This is a genomic window from Marinobacter metalliresistant (assembly GCF_038098645.1).
Lineage (GTDB): Bacteria > Pseudomonadota > Gammaproteobacteria > Pseudomonadales > Oleiphilaceae > Marinobacter > Marinobacter metalliresistant.
Genome location: NZ_CP101118.1, coordinates 2,688,986 through 2,708,993, shown reverse-complemented (window position 1 = coordinate 2,708,993; position 20,008 = coordinate 2,688,986). Strand labels below are relative to the sequence as shown.

At 58.7% G+C, this 20,008-nt stretch carries 19 protein-coding genes and 1 pseudogene; 10 read left to right on the top strand and 10 right to left on the bottom strand.

Annotated elements, in window-relative coordinates; all coding sequences use genetic code 11:
- Positions 1-58 precede the first annotated feature (58 nt).
- The gene (gene ybaK, locus NLK58_RS12745) at positions 59-529 is read right to left on the bottom strand and encodes a Cys-tRNA(Pro) deacylase (protein WP_117618874.1); all 471 of its coding nucleotides are present in this window, start codon (positions 527-529) and stop codon (positions 59-61) included.
- 226 nt (positions 530-755) lie between these two features.
- On the opposite strand from ybaK, the gene NLK58_RS12740 reads away from it, so the two are divergent.
- Both NLK58_RS12740 and NLK58_RS12735 read left to right on the top strand, forming a co-directional pair.
- Entirely contained in the window at positions 756-1,946 is a 1,191-nt protein-coding gene (locus NLK58_RS12740; protein ID WP_117618873.1) for a sensor domain-containing diguanylate cyclase, read from the top strand.
- Positions 1,947-2,062: 116 nt separating this feature from the next.
- Positions 2,063-3,349, top strand: a complete 1,287-nt coding sequence (locus NLK58_RS12735; RefSeq protein ID WP_117618872.1) for a serine hydrolase — start codon at positions 2,063-2,065, stop codon at positions 3,347-3,349.
- Positions 3,350-3,359: 10 nt separating this feature from the next.
- Here NLK58_RS12735 and NLK58_RS12730 read toward each other — a convergent pair whose 3' ends face one another.
- The 3 genes and pseudogenes from NLK58_RS12730 to NLK58_RS12720 all read right to left on the bottom strand — a co-directional run bounded on the left by NLK58_RS12730 (position 3,360) and on the right by NLK58_RS12720 (position 5,094).
- Complete coding sequence (locus NLK58_RS12730; RefSeq protein ID WP_099618196.1) at positions 3,360-3,704, bottom strand: hypothetical protein; 345 nt, start codon at positions 3,702-3,704, stop codon at positions 3,360-3,362.
- A 125-nt stretch (positions 3,705-3,829) separates the two neighbouring features.
- Positions 3,830-4,166, bottom strand: a pseudogene (locus NLK58_RS12725) (transposase); the annotation flags it as partial.
- 31 nt (positions 4,167-4,197) lie between these two features.
- Positions 4,198-5,094, bottom strand: coding sequence for a cation transporter (locus NLK58_RS12720; protein WP_117618871.1), 897 nt, complete (start codon positions 5,092-5,094; stop codon positions 4,198-4,200).
- A 97-nt stretch (positions 5,095-5,191) separates the two neighbouring features.
- Between NLK58_RS12720 and cadR the strand changes: the two genes are divergently transcribed.
- Both cadR and NLK58_RS12710 read left to right on the top strand, forming a co-directional pair.
- Complete coding sequence (gene cadR / locus NLK58_RS12715) at positions 5,192-5,599, top strand: Cd(II)/Pb(II)-responsive transcriptional regulator (protein WP_117618870.1); 408 nt, start codon at positions 5,192-5,194, stop codon at positions 5,597-5,599.
- A 135-nt stretch (positions 5,600-5,734) separates the two neighbouring features.
- The gene (locus NLK58_RS12710) at positions 5,735-5,983 is read left to right on the top strand and encodes a hypothetical protein (RefSeq protein WP_341580910.1); all 249 of its coding nucleotides are present in this window, start codon (positions 5,735-5,737) and stop codon (positions 5,981-5,983) included.
- Here NLK58_RS12710 and NLK58_RS12705 read toward each other — a convergent pair.
- Complete coding sequence (locus NLK58_RS12705; RefSeq protein WP_341580909.1) at positions 5,977-6,975, bottom strand: hypothetical protein; 999 nt, start codon at positions 6,973-6,975, stop codon at positions 5,977-5,979. The two genes, NLK58_RS12710 and NLK58_RS12705, sit on opposite strands and share 7 nt — an antisense overlap.
- A gap of 175 nt (positions 6,976-7,150) precedes the next feature.
- On the opposite strand from NLK58_RS12705, the gene NLK58_RS12700 reads away from it, so the two are divergent.
- Genes NLK58_RS12700 through NLK58_RS12690 form a run of 3 tightly spaced genes read left to right on the top strand, consistent with a single transcriptional unit; the run spans position 7,151 to position 11,653 of the window.
- Positions 7,151-10,636, top strand: coding sequence for a response regulator (locus NLK58_RS12700; protein ID WP_341582802.1), 3,486 nt, complete (start codon positions 7,151-7,153; stop codon positions 10,634-10,636).
- Positions 10,637-10,669: 33 nt separating this feature from the next.
- Entirely contained in the window at positions 10,670-11,227 is a 558-nt protein-coding gene (locus NLK58_RS12695) for a hypothetical protein (protein ID WP_341580908.1), read from the top strand.
- A gap of 12 nt (positions 11,228-11,239) precedes the next feature.
- Entirely contained in the window at positions 11,240-11,653 is a 414-nt protein-coding gene (locus NLK58_RS12690; RefSeq protein ID WP_341580907.1) for a response regulator, read from the top strand.
- Between the two features lie 40 nt (positions 11,654-11,693).
- Here NLK58_RS12690 and NLK58_RS12685 read toward each other — a convergent pair whose 3' ends face one another.
- Entirely contained in the window at positions 11,694-11,966 is a 273-nt protein-coding gene (locus tag NLK58_RS12685) for a hypothetical protein (RefSeq protein ID WP_341580906.1), read from the bottom strand.
- A 503-nt stretch (positions 11,967-12,469) separates the two neighbouring features.
- The gene (locus tag NLK58_RS12680) at positions 12,470-13,003 is read right to left on the bottom strand and encodes a hypothetical protein (RefSeq protein ID WP_341580905.1); all 534 of its coding nucleotides are present in this window, start codon (positions 13,001-13,003) and stop codon (positions 12,470-12,472) included.
- Between the two features lie 184 nt (positions 13,004-13,187).
- On the opposite strand from NLK58_RS12680, the gene queC reads away from it, so the two are divergent.
- Both queC and queE read left to right on the top strand, forming a co-directional pair.
- Positions 13,188-13,853 carry a 7-cyano-7-deazaguanine synthase QueC gene (queC, locus tag NLK58_RS12675; RefSeq protein ID WP_341580904.1) on the top strand — a complete coding sequence of 222 codons (666 nt, stop codon included), beginning with the start codon at positions 13,188-13,190 and terminating at the stop codon, positions 13,851-13,853.
- Positions 13,853-14,509 (top strand): 7-carboxy-7-deazaguanine synthase, encoded by a 657-nt coding sequence (gene queE / locus NLK58_RS12670; RefSeq protein ID WP_341580903.1) that lies wholly within the window; start codon positions 13,853-13,855, stop codon positions 14,507-14,509. The genes queC and queE overlap by 1 nt, the downstream gene beginning before the upstream one ends.
- Here queE and NLK58_RS12665 read toward each other — a convergent pair whose 3' ends face one another.
- From NLK58_RS12665 to NLK58_RS12655, 3 genes are all read right to left on the bottom strand, one after another.
- Positions 14,510-15,583, bottom strand: coding sequence for an AraC family transcriptional regulator (locus tag NLK58_RS12665; RefSeq protein ID WP_341580902.1), 1,074 nt, complete (start codon positions 15,581-15,583; stop codon positions 14,510-14,512).
- 179 nt (positions 15,584-15,762) lie between these two features.
- Positions 15,763-17,526 (bottom strand): ExeM/NucH family extracellular endonuclease, encoded by a 1,764-nt coding sequence (locus NLK58_RS12660; protein WP_341580901.1) that lies wholly within the window; start codon positions 17,524-17,526, stop codon positions 15,763-15,765.
- Positions 17,527-17,535: 9 nt separating this feature from the next.
- On the bottom strand, positions 17,536-18,438 hold the full coding sequence (locus tag NLK58_RS12655; protein WP_205422338.1) for a YafY family protein: 903 nt from the start codon (positions 18,436-18,438) through the stop codon (positions 17,536-17,538).
- Between the two features lie 271 nt (positions 18,439-18,709).
- Between NLK58_RS12655 and NLK58_RS12650 the strand changes: the two genes are divergently transcribed.
- Complete coding sequence (locus NLK58_RS12650; protein ID WP_341580900.1) at positions 18,710-19,993, top strand: MFS transporter; 1,284 nt, start codon at positions 18,710-18,712, stop codon at positions 19,991-19,993.
- Positions 19,994-20,008 lie beyond the last annotated feature (15 nt).

Genomic DNA, 20,008 nt, shown 5'->3' with positions numbered 1-20,008 from the left:
AAGAGAATTGCCCTCCATGCATCGTCGATGGCAACCACCCCGTGGCGTGATTCATCGCTTACTCCTGATGCAACGGGGCAAAGGTGCCTCCGGTCAGCCGGGCCAGGTCGCCCGGTGCCAGTTCGATTTCCAGACCCCGGCGGCCTGCGCTGACAAAAATGGTTTTGAAATTCCGGGCGGACGCATCAATAAAGGTTTTGAGTTTTCTTTTCTGGCCCAGGGGGCTGACTCCGCCCAATACGTAACCGGTGCTGCGCTGTACAGACTGTTTGTCGGCCATGGCGGCCTTTTTGCCGCGGGCTGCCCGGGCAATCAGCTTCATGTTCAGCATGGTGGTCACCGGAACCACGCCGACAGCAAGCTCCTTGCCATCAATGGCGACCACCAGTGTCTTGAACACCCGGGCGGAATCAACGGCCATTTTCTCGGCTGCTTCCGTGCCGTAGCTCTCGCTGGACGGATCATGGTCATACTCGTGAATGGAATGGGCCACGTTGGCCTTGCGTGCGGCGTTGATGCCCGGCGTCATGCTCGGCTCCTTCGGAATGACTGGATTCCGGGATTAGATCAGCTAAGGACGAGAGCGACAACTGCTCGCTGGCGGGCGGAGAGGGACAGGAACCCCGCTGATTTTACCGGTAATGACATTTGGCCCTCGACTTGAAGTCCCCTTATGACTATTTTTCGTACATCATGAAAATCCAAACGCTGGTGACAGTGTGTCCATGGCGCCTTCAGGGGCGAAACATCGGGGAATGAGTACTTTGAGCAGCAATCAGACGCCTCTGCGTCGGGCCGGCTGGGCAGTTACGGTGTACCTGATCGCCGGCTTCGCCTGGATTATGTTTTCCGATGCCCTTGCCGAGGTCTGGTTTCCGGACCCGAAGACCCTGTCTATGGTTCAGACCTGGAAAGGCTTCTTTTTTGTCCTTACGACCGGCCTGGTGCTGTTTTCGGTGCTTTTCCGCCAGCTCACCAGGGACCGGGCGCTGCTGGCCCTGCAGCACGGCCAGCGTCTGGCGCTGCGTAAACGGGAGCGCCAGCTCCAGGTGTTGATGGACAACCTCCCGGGCATGGCCTACCGGTGCCGGTACGATCCCCAATGGACCATGCTGTTTGTCTCCCGGGGTTGTGCCCGGTTGACGGGTTACGAGCCGGAGGAACTGATAGAAAACCGCGTAACCAGTTATGCCAGCCTGATGGACGACGAGGACGGTGAGCGTATCTTCTGCGAAGTGAAGGCGGCACTGGCGAACGACAAATCGTTTTCACTGGAATATGGCCTGACCCGTAAGGACGGCAGCCGGATCTGGGTCTGGGAGCGTGGCCGGGGTGTTGAGGAGGAGGACGGCACGGTCGTGCTCGAGGGCATTGTCCTGGACATCTCCGACCGCAAGGAGTTGGAATCCGAGCTGGAGGAACTGGCGATCCGGGATCCACTGACCGGACTCTTCAACCGGCGGGAAATGTCGAGGGTTCTGGAGGAGGAGCTGGAGCGGGCCAGGCGTTACCAGCGACCGATGGCTTTGCTCTGGATTGATTTTGACCATTTCAAGGACGTTAACGATACCTACGGCCATGCCGCGGGTGATTCGGTGCTCCGTTCTATCAGTCGTCTGCTGTTGGGCAGCGTCCGCAGTGTCGATTCCATCGGTCGGTTCGGGGGCGAAGAATTTGTGATTGTATTGCCGGAAATGGGTCTGGACGAAGCACGTGACACCGCCGAGCGTTTGCGCCGCAAAGTAGCCGGGGCGCCACAGCCACTGGGCGACGGAAAAACCGTGCCACTGACCATCAGCGTCGGTGTCGCGGTCTACCCCGAACACGCCCAGAACGGGGCAGCACTGTGTGCCGCCGCGGACAAGGCAATGTATCTGGCGAAGGGCTGGGGCCGTAACTGTGTGGCCATGGCGCACCTCCACGACCAGGTTCATAATGAGTCCTGAGGCCCTTGCCGGGGGGAGTCGTTGACGCTGGCCCGGACGCCATCCGGCCAATGTCATTTGTGTCGGCTGAATTGAAGATAGAATAAAAACAACCATCTTGATAAAGGTTTGACCAGATGAACCGATTTGCCCGTCGTGCGCTTCACACCTGCCAGATTCCCGGAGATCTCGAGACCGTCACCTTCCGGGACGCTGCGGGTGAAAATCCGGCAGCCGCAGGTGTCAGTGAAGAGACTGTCGAGACGATCTGGCGCAGCGTCCAGGGGCTTTACCGGACAGGAGTGCACCCCGGAATCCAGATTTCTGTTCGCCACCAGGGCGAACAGATCCTGCATCGCGCCATTGGCCACGCCACCGGCAACGGACCGCACGACCCCCCGAATGCGGTCCGGGTTCCGATGACCACCGATACACCGATCTGCTACTTTTCCGCCTCCAAGGCGGTAACTGCCCTGCTGATGCATATTCTGGCGGAACAGGGGCTGGTTAACCTGATGGATCCGGTGTCCTACTATTGCCCGGAGTTTGCCAGTAATGGGAAACGGACCATCACGGTCCATCAAATCCTCTCCCACCGCGGCGGTATTCCGGCCATTCCGAGGGAAACGCCCATTGATGTGTTGTGGGATCGCGACGAGATCTGGCGCCTGTTATGCGCGGCCAGGCCTGTGGAAGTGGACGGTGCCAAGGTTGCCTACCATGCCATCACCGGTGGCTTTGTGTTACAGCGGGTGTTGGAGAGTGTCACCGGGGACACCATCGAAAACTATCTCGACCGGCACCTGCGCCGGCCGATGGGCATGAAATGGTTTACCTATGGCATTGCCCCCGAGCACCTGAATGATCTGGCCAGTAATTACGCCACCGGTCCGACGCCCAGGTTCCCGGTTTCCTGGATAGTAAACCGGGCCCTGGGTGGCGACATCCGGACAGTTGAGAGGGTTGCCAGCGACCCCCGCTTTCAGGAGGCTGTGATCCCGGCAGGGAACCTGTGTGGGACAGCAGAAGAAATGGGGCGTTTTTTCCAGATGATGCTGAACGGGGGCCTCTGGAATGGCCGGCGGGTCTGCAGTGAGCTCACCATTCGTCGTGCCATCCAGCAGTTCGGCTCGCTCCAGATCGACCGGACCATGATGGTGCCCATGCGGTTCAGTGCCGGCATGATGCTGGGCGGAAATCCGGTGGGTCTCTGGGGACAGCAGAGCCGGTTTGCCTTTGGCCATGTTGGTCTGATCAACAAGCTGTGCTGGGCCGATGCTGCCCGGGATATCTCGGTCAGCCTGCTCAACACCGGCTTTCCGATTGTTGGCCATCACCTGCCGGCACTGGGGAAGTTTGTCTACACTGTCTGCAACCGGTTCCCACTGATCCCGGAGCACCGGCGACCGATGATTGCCGCCTGAGGCGGAGGCCTCACATGGTTCGCAGCTGTGCTTCCAGAATGCCCAGCACAGACGACAGTATGTCGCGGAAATCGGTCAGTGTCTGGGTGCGCTGGATCACGTCCTCCCGGTTTTCATCCAGCCGTTCCAGTTTTGGGACAACCCGCCTGATACCTTCCGTAATCACTTCGTAGGGATAGTGGTGATCCTGGATGCTGAGCTTGTTGATCTCGGCCACTTCCTGGCTGAAGATGCTGATGATGTCATACAGCATGTCCTTGTGATGAATGCTGCTGGCTTCCCAGTAGGCATCGTCCAGCAGTTCCAGCAGTGACAGGTATTCACGCAGGGTATCCGCCACGGATGTCTGGGTCATGGTAGCTCCTGTAAGGGTGGGAAATTTCTTGTCTACAGGGAACTATAGCAGGGGTTCTGTTGCCTGAGCCGCATGCGGATTCTGCCAGCCCATAAATAAAAATGGGGTATACGGATTTTCCACTCATCCAGGGCATCGTTGGCCATGCGCACCAGATGGAACTTATCGACGACGATTCGGGCTTGTGGCAGCACGGCTTTGACGGCGGGCGGCCAGCAGATCGGGCAGGGTCCTCTCCTCGATGTTGGTCAGAATGCAGCGGTAGCGCTTGTTCAGGTACAGCTCGTCGATGCCCAAAATGCGGGGCGTCTCGAAGCGGTGCCAGCGACCCAGGAACTCGGCGCGGGCGTTGAATATTTCCCGTACCGTCTTCTCGTCCAGGCCGGTCTGGGCTGCCACGAAGGTGTAGGGGTGGTTGAAAGATTCCTTCTCCACGTATTCATATGGACAACAGGGCATACGGCGAGAGATTTTTGCCAATAATGGACATTATTTAACCCTTGAGCGCCAGAATACGCCTGGCACCGTTAAGCACGACAACCCCCGCGATGGTACCAATTATCAGATCCGGATAATTGGATCCGGTCCACGCGACCAGGGCGCCAGCGGCGATGACGCCCACGTTGATTACCACGTCATTAGCCGAGAATATCCAGCTTGCCTTCATGTGCGCCCCGCCCTCTCGGTGTTTGGATATCAGCAGCAGACAAATGGTATTGGCAATCAATGCGACGAATGCGATAGCCATCATCATCAGCGATTCGGGTTCACTACCGAATAAAAAGCGTCTCACCACCTCTGCGAGTACGCCAACAGCCAAGATCAGTTGGAGTACACCAGCAAGATGCGCGGCACGTACCTGCATTTTCACGCTATGCCCAACGGCATAAAGGGCGAGCCCGTACACTGCCGCATCGGCAAAATTGTCCAGGGACTCGCCAATCAGGCCGGTGGACTGGGCAATCAGACCGGCAGTCATTTCCACCACGAACAGGACTGCATTGATGCCGAGCAACCAACGCAGGGTGCCGGACTCTTGCGTAGCAGAGGCTGCCGAGGACTCGGCGGCCTTGATTGTCTCCGGATCGGCAGCAACAGTTTCCTGAAGCGAGGCTCCTAGCCTCAAGGTCGTCAGTTTCGCGGTGATGGGCTCGACCTCGCCGTCGTGCACGACCTCCAACCGACGGTTCGACAGGTCGAACGACAGCGTCCGAATATCTTCAAAGCCGTTCAGGGCCAGGCGAATCATTCGTTCTTCTGATGGACAGTCCATCTTCGGCACGGCATAAACGCTGACCCATTTCCCCGATGCTTCGGAGGAGTCCCGCATATCGGTATCCGCTGGGGGCGTTGCATCGCAGCCACAGGCGTCTCCACAGGTTTTGCTCATGATACGACTCCACTTGAACATTATTGGGTTATCATTTAAAACCATATAGCCACTATAAGGTCAACAAAGCGGAGAGAATCCGTTGAGGAGGAGTCTGATGCGCATTGGTCAGTTGGCACGGTTAGTAGGGGTCGATACACAGACGATCCGCTTCTATGAACAGCAGGGCTTGTTACCGCCGCCTGATCGGCAGGAAAACGGTTACCGTGTCTATACCGAGAAGCATAGTGAGCGGCTGGCCTTCATCCGTCGCTGCAGAATCCTGGACCTCTCATTGGCTGAGATTCACGAACTACAGAGCTATCAGGACGACCCTCATCAGCCTTGTACTGCCGTCAACGCCTTGCTCGATGATCACATCTCTCATGTGCGGTCGCAGATAACCGCTCTGCAAGCGCTTGAGAAGCAACTCGTTTCACTGAGAGCGAGTTGCAACGATGACCGGGAAGTTGAGGCGTGTGGGGTTCTTGCTGGAATTAGCGAGGGAAGCATGCACCAGCAGTAGGTTGATGTATCAACCAGATAATCCGATCACCCTAAAAATGAAACTCTATTCATTTTCATTGCGCTTTGTCTGACAGTTGTGCAGACTTACGAAATGGGAAAAGGATCTATCACGACTCAATGGACGAGAGGCCGAATGGACAAACCCACACTACCCAGCCACCAGCCTGTCTCCCGCGAGGTCAGGCTGGATCATCATGACAGTGTTCGCAATCATGTGCATCAGCAGGTGCGTTCGGAAGTAGAGCGCCTTGAGCGCCGGATTGAAACGCTTCGTTTAGTTAAAGCCCCGCACGCGGCGATCATGATTTCCACCTATGAGCGGATGATCGACCGGAAAAAGGGTTTTCTGCGGAACTGGGATCTGCGCGAAGAGGGTCACTGACGATCTTCGACGTTGATCGTAGTGTAGATAAAAGCTTCATCTCCACTCCGTTGGTTTCCGCAATGCTGCGGATTGCGCGTTCTTGCGTCTCCCTCTTCCAGCATGGCGGGTTCGTCTTTCGAGGTAAAAACCCGGGCCCGCGTCTCCCCGTAATTTATTATGACTTTCACGCAATCCGGCTCGTCCCCGTTAATGACAATTCCTGAGGCGTTAGTGAGTGTCAGGGTATCGCGTTGGGTTTCCATGAATTCCTGAAGAAGCTCCACATTGCCAAGGGTGCGACCGGTATAACTTGTGGCGGAAAATTCCGGTTGGTTGAATCCGGTGGTGCCAAACGTATTCGAGCTGAATCGGCCGCTCCAGGCCGCGCTGGCTACTTCTGCCGGGCTCTCGTCATCCTCGGCCGGTTGCCTGGCAACAAACTGGCTGGCACGAAATACTTTCTTCATCGCAGGGTTGTAAGTCCAGTCCAGCATCACGTAGATCCAGGTGCTGTCGGCTTGTGAGGCGCTGTCCTCGCTTCCAGTTTCGGTGAACCGGATCAGTGCGTCGTTGGCCGGAGTGTTAAAGCTTGCGGCTTCGTCCCTTTCAATGCTGTCCCGCATCAGGCGACGCCCCTCATTGAAGTTATCCACCTGGCCTGAGCGAATCACCTCATTGATGAGGTCGAGAGGGTTGCGCAAGCTGATGTAATCGGACCCTCCGGAATCCGGCTCTGTACCCAGGAAGTTATCCAGATGATTTCGAATCGCCATGGCGCTTCCGTTATCGTTGCCCTCGGTTGCCGGCTCCATGCCCCGGTAGAGGTCCTGGAAGGTTGTGTATTGCAGAACCGAGTCCAGCCCTTCAGTGTCTCTCAGCCGGAAGGTTTCCAACGGCAGGTCTACGTCGGTTGCAGGGTTCAGATAGCCACCACCGGAGGTGTCCGGGTCGCACCCTGCCAGAACCAGGGTCACAATGGAAGTTGCGGCGAACAGGTAGGAATGTCTCATTTCAGAAGGCCCCGGGATGCGAAAAGCAGTGTAAACCGCTAAAGTGAATGACCGCGGGGCGAATGTCCCTGCGCGGCTGCTGACAATAAAACATAAAACCGGTATCTACCCTCGCGGAGATCACATTTTGCGGCAACGGCTTACATTGGCGCTCCCAGCGGTGACGCGTTCGTTGATGGTCCTGCTGTTCCTGGCCACCATCACGATGCCGGCGTCGGCCGGTGCGGCCGAACCCTGCCGTGATGGCGAGATTATCCTGAGTGCGGGTGTCGAGAGTATCCGGGATCTGGGGGGCTGTATCTGGTACCTGGAGGACCCGGGGCAGACCCTGACCCTGGATGAGGTCCGCAAACTTGAACCTGGCGCGTTCACCCGTCACGACGGCGGCGTGCTGAACTTTGGCTACACGGAATCCGCCTACTGGGTACGCCTTGATCTGCGTCCAGGCAAAAACCCGGACCAGACCGACTGGATTCTGGAACTGGCCCTGCCCCTGGTGGATGAAGTCGCCCTGTTCATGGTTCGCGACGGCACCCTGGTTGAGCAGCGGCGGGCCGGCTATAAAGATAACTGGGCGGAGAGGGACCTGGCGGTGCCCAACCCGACCTTCCGACTGTCCCTGGCGCCCGATACCCTGAACCGGGTTTACCTGCGGGTCATCAACACCAACACCTTCCGGCTGCCCATCAGCCTGTGGCACCCCGACAGCTATATTGAAAAGGTATCGGTGGATGAACTGGTCCGGGGCATCCTGCTGGGAGCGGTGCTGGCGATTCTGGCCTATAACCTTTTTGTCGCCGTTTCGGTCCGTGAGCGCAGTAATATCTATTACGTGCTCTATCTGGTGTCAGCGACCGTCTTTATTTTCACCGAACAGGTCCACGGTATCCAGTTACTAGAGAACCGGCCTGCCCTGTTCAACAAGCAGTTTCTGCACTTCCAGATCACTCTGACCTGGTTCTGGGGCCTGCTGATGGCCCGGTCGCTGCTGGAGACCCGGGAGCGATCAGCGGATCTTGATCAGGTTATCCGGCTTTGTCTCTATGCCGTGGTCACCACGTTTGTACTGTCGCTGTTCCTGCCCTATCACGTGGCAATGGAATGGATTGTTGTCGGCTCGATCCTGCTGAGCCTGATCATGATCGTGGTCAGTTACCTGTCCTGGCGCTATTACAACCCGGCGGCCCGCTCCTACTTCTTTGCCTGGACCCTGGCGCTTGTTGGCTTCGGGATCTATGCCTTTACGGTAATGGGCCTGCTGCCCCTGAACACCTTCACCACCTATTCACCCCAGTTCGGCCTGACGGCCCAGATCATACTCTTCTCGTTTGCGCTGGCGGACCGGATCAAGCAGGTCCAGGGCGAGGCCCTGGGCTGGAGCCAGCGGGCCTTATCGAATCTGCAGCGCTACCAGTCACTGTTTGACAATGCCATTGAGGGGGTGTTCCAGATGTCCCCGGGCCGTCGTTTCGTCACTGCCAACCCGGCGATGGCCAGGTTGCTGGGCTATAACAGCAGCCGGGAGCTGCTCAAGCGCAATCCGGACGTACTGGAAACCTGCATTGCCGATGATCGCCTGCGCCGGTTGGTGGTGGAGCAGTTGGAAGCAAAGGGCACAGTGAAGGGTATCGAGGCCCGGTACCTGACCCGGGACGGCGATGAGCGCTGGGCCACCATTTCACTGCATACGGTGTACGACGCCGATGGCGAACCGACGCACCTGGAGGGAACCTGCATCGATGCCACGGAGAGCCATAACCGGCAGCGCATCGAACGGGAACGAGAGCAGGAGCGCCTGGAGAAGGAGCTGGCCCGCAATTCGGCCGAGGCGAAAAGCCAGTTCCTGGCCAACATGAGCCATGAAATCCGCACGCCGCTGGCAGCGATCATCGGTTATGGCGAAACCCTGCTTGACCCGGACCTGAGCGAGCCGGAGAAACGAAGCAGTGCCGAGACAGTGGTGCGCAGCGGGCGCCATCTGCTGGAACTGGTCAACGATATTCTTGATCACTCGAAAATCGATGCCAACAAACTGGACGTGGATATCGTCTCGGTCAACCTGCCGGAACTGCTGGATGAAATCCGGGCATTTTTTGCGCCCCGGGCCCGGGAAAAGGGCCTCGATTTCAGCATTATCTGTGAATACCCGTTACCGGAACAAATCCAGACGGACCCGACCCGGTTGCGCCAGATCATTATAAATCTGTGTGGAAATGCCCTGAAATTCACTGAAAAAGGCTCGATTTCCCTGGTCGTACGATGCGATCGCGATCAGGAGCTACTGGTGGCCCGGATTGTCGATACCGGTATCGGCATGAAGCCGGAGCAGTTGGGCCGGCTGTTTGATCCCTTCGCCCAGGGTAGTGCCGCCATTTCCAGACAATACGGTGGAACCGGGTTGGGGCTTAGCATCTCCCGACGTCTGGCGGAAATGTTAGGGGGCAGTATCCGGGTAGACAGTACCTATGGCGAGGGCAGTGAGTTTGAGCTTTCGATCCGTACCGGATCACTGGAGCAGGTGCATTTCCTGCGGGATGCCTCGGAGCTGAGTCAGCGTCGCAGAGCCATACCCATGGTGGTGGCGCCGCGACTCTCTGGCCGAATCCTGTGTGCCGAAGACAACGACGTTAACCGGCGCCTGGTGTCCCTGCTGGTGTCTCGCACCGGGGCAGAGCTGGTGCATGTGGCCAATGGCGCCGAAGCACTGGAGCTGGCCATTCGTGAACCTTTCGATCTGATTCTTATGGATATCCAGATGCCGGTCATGAATGGTCGGGATGCGACTGCGGCGTTGCGCGAAGCCGGCGTGAATACGCCGGTTATTGCCCTCACTGCCAATGTGATGTCTGAGGATATTGCCGATTACCGGCTGGCGGGCTGTAATGAGCATCTGGCCAAGCCCATTGACAAACAGCGGTTTTTCGAAACCCTGGCCAAGTATCTTGTGGTCAGCCCGGACAGTGCGCAACGGCCCGCGCGGCGTTATCAGGGCAAGGTGCTGGTGGCGGAAGACAACGAGGAAAACCGCCAGCTGGTGGAGCGTATGCTGCGCCGTGAAGGGGTGGACGTGGTGGCCGTTACCAGTGGGGATGAAGCGGTCCGGACGGCGCTTTCAGACACGATCCATCTGGTCCTGATGGATCGCCATATGCCTGGCATGGATGGCGTTGCCGCCACCGCGCTGCTCCGCCAGGCGGGGTTCCGGCGGCCGGTGATTGCCTTTACCGCCGGCGATCAGCAGGAAACGGATGCTCTGCTTGATGCCGGTTGTGATGGGGTTTTGAACAAGCCTATTGATCAGTCGCATCTCCGATCGTTGCTGGAACGACTGCTGGTTGCCAGCCCGGCCTCCGTTACGGAGGCCGGTGAGGAGGCCGAGGTTGCCGGCCTGGTAGCCCGGTTTCTTGACAGTCTGGCGGATCGCCGGCATAGGATGGAAGAGGCGCTGGCCCATGGCGATCGGGAAGTCTTAAGAACGGAAGCCCATCAGATTAAGGGAACAGCAGGGGCAATGGGCTATCCTCTGATGACCCGCCAGGCGGGCAGGCTTGAAGACCTTCTGAAAGCCACTGACCCGGACTGGGATCGGGTTCGCAGCGAACTGGAAGGGCTCGGTGAAATGATAGACCGCGCCCTGACGGCTTCGGAGGCCCCGGGCTGATTCGACCCGTGAACAACCAACAGGAACAACGCAATGAGTGAACTGCCGGAACGCCGAGAGCACCATTCCCTCAGCATGATGTACGGGACCTATGCAGACATCCTGTTCGTCCTGTTTCCCTTTCTGATCATTGGTATGCAGCGGCTGTGGGAAGGCCGGCTCTACGAAACCCTGCTCCGGCCGGATCTGAGTATTGCGGCGGCCATTCTGGCCGGTCTTGCCATTGGCAAGTTTGTGCTCGGGCTGGTTACCAACCGGGACCTGGGGCGCTACAAGGAACGCATCGTTTTCTTTATCGCGCTGACCCTGTTTGTGGTGCTGGGCCCGGCAATCATTCTGATATTGAGTATACTGGGAAGTTCCGATGTGCCCGGCTTTGTCACCTTTGTTCAGCCGATCCTCCTGATCATCGCCATCTCCCTGTACACCACGGCGGTGAGCATCAGCAATATCCTGACCCGATTTGGTATGGAGGAATCACTGACCGGGCCGCAGGAGGTATCGGCCAGCTCGGATCTCAGGGAGCCGGACCAGCCCCGCCCTGCGCCACTGGATCTGCCCCGGCGCACGGGCAACGACCCAACAGTATGACAGGAGCAACCCATGACAGATCTGAGAGTGTTGGTAGTAGAAGACGAGCCGGTGATGAGAGAGCGGCTGGTGGAAATGCTCTACAAGGCCGGGGCAACGCAGGTAGCCGAATGTATGGATGCGGGCTCAGCCAGGGCGGCTTTTGAAGCCCAGGAGTTTCAGATCATTCTGCTGGATCTGGGCCTGCCTGACGGCGATGGCCACGAGCTGATGTTGGAGTTCAAGCGCAGCCGGGAGCAGCAGCATATCGTGCTGGTGACAGCCGATGATTCCATTGAAAGCATCCAGCGGGCCATCAGTGCTGGCGCCAACGGTTATGTGGTGAAGCCCTACTCCCAGGAAAAGATTCATGATGTGGTGAACAACTACGCCATGGTCCACGGGGGAGACATGGCCATGATGCAGGGCCTGAACCGGCGCCATTGACCGGTTCAGGCCCTGTACGTTCCAACCCTGAAGACGGCGGTCAGGCGACCTGACGCGCAATCCAGGAGTTATAGCGATTAGCCAGTGCCCTGACGTAACGGGCCTCGGCACCGTCCAGATTGCCCAGAACGCCGTTGAAGATCCAGCCACGCTCGTACACACCCAGCACCCGCTGCTCATCATCCAGGTTGACGCGCTGATTCAGTTTTTGGCAGATCGCATCCAGCAGCGGCAGCTTCTCCGGAGGCTTGATCGGCCCCTGGCGATTGTTCATGGGCTGGTTCGCTGCTCGTGTTGTCGGATGTCTTTTCATGATGTTCTCCTTGTCGTTTTGCGGCTGCAAAAACAAAACCCCGGTGCCGAGGGCGACCGGGGTTTTGCGGAGAAGCTGACCCGGTCGCTACAGAGGCTCCCGGGACTGACCGAAAGCCGTCAGATGTCGTTCACCATCGCGCGAACAGACTGCCCTGCATGGCAACCTGCGGCTGTGTAAGCAATGAGTTGTGGAATCATTCTGGTCATACCGGCTCTTGTGTTTCGGTTCGACTATCAGTGTATAGGCTAACGGGCCGTTTGCAATAGGCCGGCATCTTCGGCAAACCCCTACAGACGGCGCCATGGGCGGTTGGCATAATTCCCAGCGTCACGTGTTTTACGTTGTGCAATCCCGGCTGCCTGCCGCGCCAGGCAGTCGATGGATCTCTCCTTTATACGCAGCCTCTATGGCTGCGTTTTTTTTACGTAGTGAAAACGTAGTGGAAACCTCGTAGCCACTACTTCGTACAGATTTCCGACCCATCTCTGGCGATAAAACGATCAGGCCTGGCGGCTGTGGCCGGCCAGTGGCATCGCGGAGTCTTCTGGCAGGGCGATCCGTTCCCAGGTTTTGTGGAGGATCAGGGCGTCATTGGCCGCCCGGTGCACTGGCAAGCCGAGTTCTGAAATCACCTGCTGGCGCATGGCGGACCACTGCCGTAGCTGCTGCGAGTTCAGCAGCGCCGAGATAGATTCAAGCTGGAAAGCGGGCCTGATACGGGCTGCCCTGAATAACCGGTGCAGCCAGAAACTGTCGAAGGTCCAGGCATCGCAAAATACCTGTTCCGGTAGCAGCTCATTCAGGGCCCGAGCCACTTCACTGGCCGCAATGCCCTCTGCCTCAAGCGTCTGGCGGGAAATGCCGTGAATCTGTTCAGCGCTCTCCGACCAGTCTTGCCACAGAACGTAGGGACAGATCAGCCAGCTGTGCAGGGTGCCGTCCGGCATACAGATGCCTACCTCAATCGGGTAGCTTGCGATCAGATCAAGACTGGATGCCTCGAAATCGATAAATGCCGGGCGGATAGTAGTCATGGGATCAGTGTAGATGATGAGTTGTTTTTAGCCGAGTTTACCCGCCCCGAACCCGAGACGCGAACCCAACCTGAGCCTGTACTGTTACAATATGTCCATTCATTGTAAAAGCCCGATGACAGCAACAGGAACGGGCCCGACAGTAAACCAGCCGAACTCGAATCGCACCATACGGGGAGCCCGAATGACTGACACCGTGGTTGTAATCTATTCCGGAGGCATGGACTCCTACACGCTGCTACACCTGGCCAGAAATCGTGGTTACCGGGTTCATGCCCTGTCTTTCAATTACGGGCAGCGACACGTCCGCGAACTGGAGTGTGCCCGTTCAGTGTGTGAAGCCCACGACATTCCCCACAAGGTGATTGATATCCGGGCCATGAGCGAGGTGATGGCCGGCTCGGCGCTGACCTCGGAACTCGAGGTGCCCGAAGGTCACTATCAAGAAGACAGCATGAAGGCCACCGTGGTGCCCAACCGCAACATGATCCTGCTGTCCCTGGCCACCGGATACGCGGTAACGGTGGGTGCCAGGGCTGTATGGTACGGTGCCCATGGTGGTGATCATGCCATCTACCCGGATTGCCGCCCTGAATTTGTGGCAAGGATGGACGCGGTGTGCCGTGTGGCCAACTATGAGCCTGTGGGCATCGAAGCGCCCTTCATGGCTATGGATAAGGGCCGGATCCTGGCCGAAGGCCTCCGTCTGGGGCTGGATTATGCACAGACCTGGACCTGCTACAACGGTCGCGAGCGCGCCTGTGGCCGCTGTGGCTCCTGTGTGGAGCGGCTTGAGGCGTTTGCTGCCAATGGTGTTCCAGATCCAATCGAGTACGAGGATAACTGCTGATGTACCGGGTCAAGGAAGCCTTTTATACCTTGCAGGGTGAAGGCGCCCAGGCCGGCCGGGCCGCTGTCTTCTGCCGGTTCAGCAAGTGCAACCTGTGGACCGGGCGGGAGAAAGACCGCGCCAGTGCGGTCTGTCATTTCTGTGACACGGATTTTGTTGGCACCGATGGCCAGAACGGTGGCCGGTTTGACTCACCGAAAGCCCTGGCCGGGCACATTCGCAGCCTCTGGCCGGATGCGCCCGGTAAACCCTATGTGGTTTGTACCGGCGGCGAACCCTTGTTGCAACTGGACACGGCCGCGATCGAGGCGTTCCACCGGGAGGGTTTCGAAGTCGGTGTGGAAACCAACGGCACCCTGCCGGCCCCCGCTGGCATTGACTGGCTGTGTGTCAGCCCGAAGGCGGATGCGCCGGTGGTTATCGAAACCTGTGACGAGCTGAAACTGGTGTATCCGCAGCCTCTGGCCACGCCGGAGCGGTTCCTGCACATTCGGGCCAGTCACTATTTTCTTTCCCCGATGGCATCGCCGTCAGCGCCGGAAGGTGGTGTTGACGGCGTCAGGCAAAGCAATACCCGCCTTGCCACGGATTACTGTCTGGCCCACCCGCAATGGCGTCTGACCCTGCAAATGCACAAGATCATCGGTATCGACTGACTACCCGGCTGTCAGTATCCGGTCTGTTGGCGCTGGCACGGAGCCAGGTGTCCTCGAAGCGTTTCGGTAATGGCTTGGGCTGGTATTGGTCCAGCGCTTGAAGGCCCGGGTGAAATTGGCGGCATCGGCGTAACCCAAGGCATCGGCAATCTGGCTCAGGTTCATGGTGGTGTTTCGTAGCAGGTCGCCCGCCCGCTCCAGGCGGACCTGATCCACCAGCTGCTGAAAGCTGGCCTCTTCCTCCTGTAACCGGCGCTTGAGTGTCCGTTCGGAGATAAACAGGGTGCCGGCAACCCGGGCGAGTTTCGGTGGAAAGGGATGGCTGGTTTCAATAACCCGCCGTACCCGACAGGCGAATCCGGCGTCCTCGGTCAGCTGCCGTAACGCCTCTTCGCATTGGGCCCGGGAGGAAGCAGCCAGCTGGTCGTCGGTGAACCGCACCGGCAGGCTCAGCCGGGAGACGGGAATCACCAGGGCGTTGTCGGTGGCACCAAACTCCACCGGTACCGGTATCTGTGAGCGAAACCGCTGAAAATAAGCGGGTTCCGGGCACCGTCGAAGGATCCGCAAGCCGTCAACGACCGATCCGGTCAACTGGGCTCCCATGGACACGCAACCGAACAGCATGGCATCCATAATGAAGCCGTGCAGCGGCCCGAGATCGATATCGCAGGTCACGATGTACCAGACGAGGTTGGCGTTTTCGCGTTTGCTGATCTGGAGGTGAGGTACCCGCAGGGTGAGGTACCGGGTCATCAGCTCCATGGCGTCACCCAGGGTGCGACTGCTCATGACGGCGGTACCCAGGGCACCATGGAGCGGAAGCTTCAGTTTCCGGGCGAGCATGATGCCGAGTCCCGGCTCTCCGCTTTCGATGATGGCCCGGGTGACAAACTCGCTGGCTTGGGTCTGGCTGACCCGGAGTTCAGTGGATTTCAGCCTGGCCGGGTCCAGCCCGACCCGGAGCAGAAGGTCCTGCTCATCAACACCAATGGTGTTCAGCAGTTCGGCCAGAAGGTGCAGGTAAATGGCCGGCATGCCAAGATCCTGTGCCGTTGATACTGAGGCGCGCATGGGGTTTCCTCGTCGGGTTCTGTTGTTGTTATTTAGCGGATCGCATAGCGTGTCCGATTATGGCGACTCCCGATGCATTCCCCCATGACTTCGCTGACGGATTAAAATGGCCCGAAAGGCCAACTGCCGGTCTGGTCCGGCGGACGGGCAATCGGTAGCGTTGACCCGGGGGACAGTTCTCAGAGCCTGAGGTCGATAATCACCGGGTTGTGGTCGGAGGATCGCCAGGGCCCTTGCTGATCGGATTGGGAAATGCCCTGATAGCCGAGCGCCCGGGGCTCATCGGCATTGATCAGCCAGGTCTGTGCCTGGAGTACCAGTGGTCGGAGGCTTTTGGAGGCCAGGGCGTAATCCAGGGTGCCTTTCTCACCCTTGTAACGATAGGTGTAGTGGGGGCAGGTCGCGCGAGTGCAGGGGTGGAACTGGTGCACCATGCTGGTAAAGCCGGCCCTGGTTAGAACGGAAAGCGGATGTTCACGGGCGTAACTGTTGAGGTCGCCGACAATCAGGGTTCCGGCGGATCGGGTGTCCCGGGAAAAGGCACCGGGCCAGTTGGCCAGGGCCCTGGCTTCGGCAACCCGCCGGCTGGTATAGCAACCCTGCCCGTCGGATTGATCCTGATCTTCGCCCACGGCGCCCCGGCAGGATTTCGATTTCAGGTGAGGGACAACAACCCTGACTGTCTGCTCACCGTCAACACGGCGAAAATCCTGTGCCAGAGGGGGGCGGCCTCCGGATCGAAAGACACCGTCGGTCAGGCGTTCGGGTAAACCGATTGGTGTTATCCGGTCGCGGCGGTATAGCAAGGCGGTACGGATTTCGTCGCCACCGTCGTTACCCGGGGTGCTGACAAATTCCCATTGACTCCCGAGAAAACGGGCCAGCCCGGCGATTGTGCTGGCGGCGGCATAACCGTCATTTTCCAGTTCGGCAACCGCCAGGATGTCCGGGTCTGGCGCCTGAAGAGTCTGAATCAGACGCTGTCGCTGTTGGCGAAACTCAGCCCTGGTTTCAGCGCCTCGCGGGGTGGGAAAGCCAGCGCCCTGGCCATTTCCGTTGAAGAAGTTTCCGAGATTCAGGGCCATCACCCGCACAGCATCGCCTGGCGGACGTGGGGGCGCCTTTTTGCGCGGGTTGGTCACGACGAATCGGGGCTCAGTCACCGGCTGGATTCGCCAGGCATCAAAGCGGAAATCGAGGATGCCAGCGAGTCGGTCGATCTGATCACCGGCCCGCACGGTGGCTGATGGCGACAGGCCGGTTGGCGGCCAGGGGACCGGCCTGGGGTCCCGTTGGGAGCGGTTGTCATCCAGCAACACCCGGCTTTGCCGATGGCTGGCAGACCGTCGGTGCGCCCGCTGCCCGGGGGCCAGGTATTCGGTGGGCTGGACCTGATCCGATGCCGCCAATGCCAGTTCGCCGTATTTTGTGAGGTTGTAGTTGTCCACCACTGTCAGGGGGTAGCGGAAGGTCACCCTCATGTTTTCCAGACTCTCGGGGTCCCTGGACCAGGGCAGCTCGATGGTGGCCGGCTCTGGCTGCGCTTCCTGGCCGCATATCCGGAGGTTCTGTACGGCGACCAGTTCGGTCAGTCCGTGGAATTCCCTGACCTTGCCGGTTACTCGCAGACGCATGCCGGGTTTTCCGGTATCCCGGTTGGTATAGACGAAAACCGCTTCAGAGGTGGCCGGGTTGTTGTCGGTCTGGTGGTCTGCCTGCTGAAGATAGAAGCCGCCGAACCCGCCTTTTGAGCGGGAGTCCAGGGTAAGAATACCCTCCACCGTCACCGTCTGGCCGGTGAGGGCAGAGGCAGGGCCATCGCCCTGGACAGCAGAAATAGCTGTGGCCGGTTCACCACAGCCTGGTTCTGCCGTTGTTGCCATTGGCAGCAACGGCAGAACCAGAAAACTGAGGAAGGGAAGAAACCGGGTTTTGGAGCTCACACCGGGAGTCTAGCAGAGGCCGGCGACGGCTTTGAGCGCCTGCTCGCGTTTGCTGCCGAAACCAAGCTGATCCGGGTTGGCCAGTTCAAGCTGTTGTACCAGAGGGTCCGGGTGCTGGTTATCGAAGGTAATCCCCAGGCGTGACAGCACGTAGGGTGCGAGCGCAGCGCGGGTATCGATCTCCAGCCGGCCACGTTCCATGCCGTAATCCCTGGCGATAATCTGTTGCTGGGCCTCGGTCAGGCGCTGATCCGGTGTCACCACCAGGGTGACTTCGCGGTTCCAGTCGTCGTCCTGCTCGCGAGTATGTTTTGCCCGTGGTCTCAGAGCTTCCGGGGAAGTGCGGAAGCGGCTCAGGGCGAAGTCGCGGAATTCCCGGTTTGAATCGCACCAGGCCCTCAGGTGCCAGCTGTTGCCGGCACAAACCAGGGTGTGTGGTTCAAGGATGCTTTCCACGGCTTCAGGCCGGCTCAGGGACGCGTAGCTGGCCCGCAATTGTCGGCCTTGCCGCGTTGCCGCGACCACCGTCCGCATGGTTTCAGGCGCAATCACCCGGTTGGGGCCCTGGACAACCGTACTGTCGGGCAGGCCGATGTTCAGGGACTTGAAGGTGCTGCTCAGGCTCTGCTGGCGGGCAAGCAGGTCCAGATACTCGTTCACCAGTCCCCGGGTAACCACCGGCCGAAATTTCGCGGCTGGCACATAGCCCTTCAGATGGCGATCGTAAACCAGATTGCCGGGTGCCAGCTCACGCAGGTAGGTATTGATGTCCTTGGATGCTTGCTGACGACCAATGCCAAAGCTGTGGCAGATGTGGTTGGTGGTCAGGCGACCTTCCCACAGGGCAATGGTTTCAATCAGTCGGTAGCGAAGCAGCAGATCCCAGCGGATGGGCCAGTCCGTTTTTTTCATAACCAGGCGCTCATGATCCAATGAATAGCTTGATTTCATGTTACCCGCTCCGACACGCAGGGTCTGTTACGGCACATTAATGTAAAACTCTGTTAAACAGCAATATAGCGGCCTTTGCGGGTTTTTGTGACGCAGTTAACGGGTTTCGGGAAGTGCTTAGTGGTTTTACTTCAGGCTCCTGATCTAATACGTAGCCGGCAAGGTCCGGTGCTTGCTGCTACTTTGAGTTCCATCACCCCGAAAACATCCTGTAACGCCCGGAGCTGCTGTAATGACCCGAATGGTCGCCTCCCTGTCTGCCCTGATTCTGAGTATCATTCTGCTGGTCAGCGGTAATGCGTTCCTGATGACCCTGTTGGGTATCCGCCTCAGCATTGAGGCCATATCGCCAGATATTATCGGCTGGATTCTGGTCTGTTACTCCATCGGTTTTGTGCTTGGCACCCTATACGTCCACCGGATTATAGGTCGTGTTGGCCACATCCGTGCCTTTGCGGTGCTGGCTGCGATTGCTGCCGTGACTTCCCTGCTCTATCCGATGGCCATTTCCGAGATTTTCTGGGCGGCACTGCGAGTGCTTTCCGGTTTCAGCATTGCCGGGGTTCTGGTTGTTATCGAGAGCTGGTTTTCCAGCCGGGCAACCAACGCCAACCGGGGCGCGCTGTTTGCCGTTTACCAGATAGTATTTTACCTCTCAGCCGCCGGTGGCCAGTTGATCGTCAACATCGGCGACCCGGCCAACTTCATGCCATTCTCGATTGCAGCGATTCTGTTGACGCTGGCCCTGGTTCCGCTGGCGATGACCCGTATGGAAGCACCGGTGATTGAACAGGTTCAGCGTATCTCCATCTTTACTCTGGCCCGTGAGTCCTTTACCGGCGTCGCCGGTGCTTTGGTCTGTGGCATCATGATTGGCGGCTTTTATGCCCTCGGCCCGGTTTACGCCACGCTGGTCGGGCTGGACCTTGCCAGGACATCCACCTTCATGGCCAGTGCCATCGTGGCCGCGATGATACTGGCCTGGCCACTGGGCCGGCTCTGTGACCGGTTTGAACGTCGTCGGGTGATGTTCTGGGTGGCTGTGTTTGCGGCCTCCGCGGCCGGCGGTATCGGGGTTCTGGGGGCGTCTAACCCTTGGTTGCTGACCCTGCTGGTGGGCTTGTTTACCGGCCTGTCTGCCACCCTGTATCCGATTGCGGTGGCCATCACCAATGACCGCATGGAGAGTACCCGCATTGTTGCTGCCAGCGCCACGCTGCTGCTCAGCTACGGTGTTGGCAGTGTCATCGGGCCGGTCGCCATGGCCGAACTGATCAATCTGCTTGGGCCGAAAGGGCTGTTTCTGGGCAATGCCGGCTTCCTTCTGGTGCTGGCGGTTATCACCAGCTATCGGATCAGTCATACCGAGGATGTTGCGGTGAAAGATCAGGAGCACTTTGTGCCGGCCATGCCGGAAACGTCTCCGGTGCTTACCGAGCTGGATCCACGGAATAGCGAGTTCCACCAGTCTCCTGAAGTCGATGAGATGCAGGACGAGCTGCGTCAGGCCGGCTGACGCAGCTCTCGGTTT

What these genes read in the sequence shown, in the direction of transcription:
- ybaK (WP_117618874.1), bottom strand. Translation starts at nt 529, where the DNA reads ATGACGCCGGGCATCAACGCCGCACGCAAGGCCAACGTGGCCCATTCC.
- NLK58_RS12740 (WP_117618873.1), top strand. Translation starts at nt 756, where the DNA reads ATGAGTACTTTGAGCAGCAATCAGACGCCTCTGCGTCGGGCCGGCTGG.
- NLK58_RS12735 (WP_117618872.1), top strand. Translation starts at nt 2,063, where the DNA reads ATGAACCGATTTGCCCGTCGTGCGCTTCACACCTGCCAGATTCCCGGA.
- NLK58_RS12730 (WP_099618196.1), bottom strand. Translation starts at nt 3,704, where the DNA reads ATGACCCAGACATCCGTGGCGGATACCCTGCGTGAATACCTGTCACTG.
- NLK58_RS12720 (WP_117618871.1), bottom strand. Translation starts at nt 5,094, where the DNA reads ATGAGCAAAACCTGTGGAGACGCCTGTGGCTGCGATGCAACGCCCCCA.
- cadR (WP_117618870.1), top strand. Translation starts at nt 5,192, where the DNA reads ATGCGCATTGGTCAGTTGGCACGGTTAGTAGGGGTCGATACACAGACG.
- NLK58_RS12710 (WP_341580910.1), top strand. Translation starts at nt 5,735, where the DNA reads ATGGACAAACCCACACTACCCAGCCACCAGCCTGTCTCCCGCGAGGTC.
- NLK58_RS12705 (WP_341580909.1), bottom strand. Translation starts at nt 6,975, where the DNA reads ATGAGACATTCCTACCTGTTCGCCGCAACTTCCATTGTGACCCTGGTT.
- NLK58_RS12700 (WP_341582802.1), top strand. Translation starts at nt 7,151, where the DNA reads ATGGTCCTGCTGTTCCTGGCCACCATCACGATGCCGGCGTCGGCCGGT.
- NLK58_RS12695 (WP_341580908.1), top strand. Translation starts at nt 10,670, where the DNA reads ATGAGTGAACTGCCGGAACGCCGAGAGCACCATTCCCTCAGCATGATG.
- NLK58_RS12690 (WP_341580907.1), top strand. Translation starts at nt 11,240, where the DNA reads ATGACAGATCTGAGAGTGTTGGTAGTAGAAGACGAGCCGGTGATGAGA.
- NLK58_RS12685 (WP_341580906.1), bottom strand. Translation starts at nt 11,966, where the DNA reads ATGAAAAGACATCCGACAACACGAGCAGCGAACCAGCCCATGAACAAT.
- NLK58_RS12680 (WP_341580905.1), bottom strand. Translation starts at nt 13,003, where the DNA reads ATGACTACTATCCGCCCGGCATTTATCGATTTCGAGGCATCCAGTCTT.
- queC (WP_341580904.1), top strand. Translation starts at nt 13,188, where the DNA reads ATGACTGACACCGTGGTTGTAATCTATTCCGGAGGCATGGACTCCTAC.
- queE (WP_341580903.1), top strand. Translation starts at nt 13,853, where the DNA reads ATGTACCGGGTCAAGGAAGCCTTTTATACCTTGCAGGGTGAAGGCGCC.
- NLK58_RS12665 (WP_341580902.1), bottom strand. Translation starts at nt 15,583, where the DNA reads ATGCGCGCCTCAGTATCAACGGCACAGGATCTTGGCATGCCGGCCATT.
- NLK58_RS12655 (WP_205422338.1), bottom strand. Translation starts at nt 18,438, where the DNA reads ATGAAAAAAACGGACTGGCCCATCCGCTGGGATCTGCTGCTTCGCTAC.
- NLK58_RS12650 (WP_341580900.1), top strand. Translation starts at nt 18,710, where the DNA reads ATGACCCGAATGGTCGCCTCCCTGTCTGCCCTGATTCTGAGTATCATT.